The sequence below is a fragment of the Longimicrobium sp. genome (assembly GCF_036280135.1).
Lineage (GTDB): Bacteria > Gemmatimonadota > Gemmatimonadetes > Longimicrobiales > Longimicrobiaceae > Longimicrobium.
In genome coordinates, this window is the sequence record NZ_DASURI010000410.1 from 1 (window position 1) to 2,015 (window position 2,015).

Annotated in this window: 1 protein-coding gene and 1 pseudogene; one reads left to right on the forward strand and one right to left on the reverse strand. The window is 69.8% G+C overall.

All coding sequences use genetic code 11. The features are described from left to right. Nucleotides 1-469 (reverse strand): annotated as a pseudogene (locus tag VFZ20_RS13095) (hypothetical protein); the annotation flags it as partial. 802 nt (nt 470-1,271) lie between these two features. Between VFZ20_RS13095 and VFZ20_RS13100 the strand changes: the two are divergent. Continuing rightward, nucleotides 1,272-2,015, forward strand: a 744-nt coding sequence (locus VFZ20_RS13100; RefSeq protein ID WP_329684338.1) for a helix-turn-helix domain-containing protein, incomplete at its 3' end; no start/stop codon positions are given.

The window sequence follows — 2,015 nt, forward strand, 5'->3', positions numbered from 1 at the left end:
TCTCGACCACCTGCTGAAAGCCCATGTACACCAGCTCGTCGCACAACAGGGTGCCGCCGGGCTCCAGCAGCACGCGCGACAGCAGGCTCAACGCCTGCTGGGCGGCCGTCGTCAGGAACACCTGCTCCGGCCGGCAGCGCACGCCGCGCTGCTCCATGAGGCGCACCACCTGCTCCTTGAGGCCCCTGAAGCCCGGCTTGTACTGCAGGGCGTCGGGGTCCGTGCGCAGCACGCGCTCCGCCGCGCGGGCCAGGCCGTCCACGGGAAACAGGTCCGTCGCGGGCAGCCCCAGGGCGAACGTCACCAGGTCGGCGCGCCCGCTGAACGAGAGCATGCGCTGGATGACGGACGGCCGCACGGCGCGCGCCCACGCGGCCAGGGGCAGGCCGCCGGGCTCCGGCGCGGACGCGGGCACCGGCGCGGGGAGGGTGACGGGGAGCACACCGGCCTCCAGCTGAGCAGTGGTCATGCGGGGACGGGGGTGTCGCGGGCGAGAAGGCCCGGTTTGGACGGCGCGCATCATAGATATTGCGTCGCCTTAGGATAGGGAAGATCACCCCGGACCGGTTTCTCTGCAAGTACGTGGCGTAAAACGCTGCACAGTTCACGATCCCCGTGGGGACGGTTCCCGTTCCGCGCCACCCCCGTCCCAAGGTGATCCGCGGGTCCGCCGGGGTCAAGGAACTCGTTCCGCCCAAATCAGTTGCGCCCTCCCGGCCTCAAAGGGAACGCACTCGCCGACAGCCCTGATCCACGGACGCGCATCCCCTGCGGACGCCACGGCTTCCATCCGAATCGGATACGGATCGGGAAACCAGCTGGAGCGTTGATGCGGATCCGTGGATGCCATGCCGTACGCCGTCCATCGCGGTCCACCCGATCGTACCCGTTCCGCCACCGCCCGCACGCGGATGCGACACAGGCAACTGTCCGTCTCGTGGCCGATTCGGTCCGGGTGCCGATCCTTCGTTCCAGGAGCGTGGCCACGCGTTCCCGGACGGAACGGGGAGAAGGCAGCCGGCGGCGGGACACGGAATCGGACATCCACGCTCGGCCTGCGTGGCGCCATGGGCGCGACACGTTTCCGCCCGCGCCAGGACACACGTGTGGCGCGCTGGCGGCATACGTAATCCGACACGCGGATGGACGGCGTTGCCGATATTTCTGGACAAAACCGGAGGATCGGTTTACATTCGTGGCAGCTCGCGTCATACGCGAAACGACACCGGGCCCGAACGGGGCCGGAACATCCGGACCAGAGGTCAACGTCAATGCAACCCATCGCGCGTCCGCTGATCGTGATGCACTCGGACCCCGTCTTCAAGGAGCGGGTGCGCCGGGTGGGAAGCCAGCGGTTCAAGACGCAGTTCGTGGAAGACTGGGACACCCTTCGCACCACGCTGAACGACTCTCCGCCGGCGGCGCTGGTGGTGGTGGACCCCTACACCCGCACGTACGGCACCGAGGCCGAGCTGGCCCCGGAGCTTCGCAGCATCCTGTGGGAGTTCCCCACGGCCACGGTCATCGCCGCGCTGGAGGTGCGCCGCGGCCGCGTGCGCGACCTGCGCACGCTGGGCGAGTGGGGCGTGAAGGAAGTGATCGCGCTGGACGAGGAAGACACGGTGGAGGCCATCAGCCGCCGTCTTCGCAGCGCGCAGGGGCGGCCTCTGCAAAGCCTGCTGGAGCGGTCGCTGCCCACCAACCTTTCCGGCCGCGCGCGGGCCCTGCTCATGGCGGCCGCCGAGGTGGTGGCCGAGGGCGGGCACGGCCGTGACCTGGCTGCCAGCCTCAAGCTGAGCGAGCGCACCCTGCTGCGCTGGGCCGAGCAGGCGGACCTGCCGCCGCCACGCCGCATCCTGGCGTGGATGCGCGTGCTGCTGGCGTGCGAGCTCCTGGACGACCCCGGCCAGACGGTGCTGAGCGTGGCGTACACGTGCGGCTACGCGTCGGACAGCTCGCTGCGCCGCGCGGTGCAGGAGTTCACGGAGGTGATGCTGACCCAGCTGCGCAAGCAG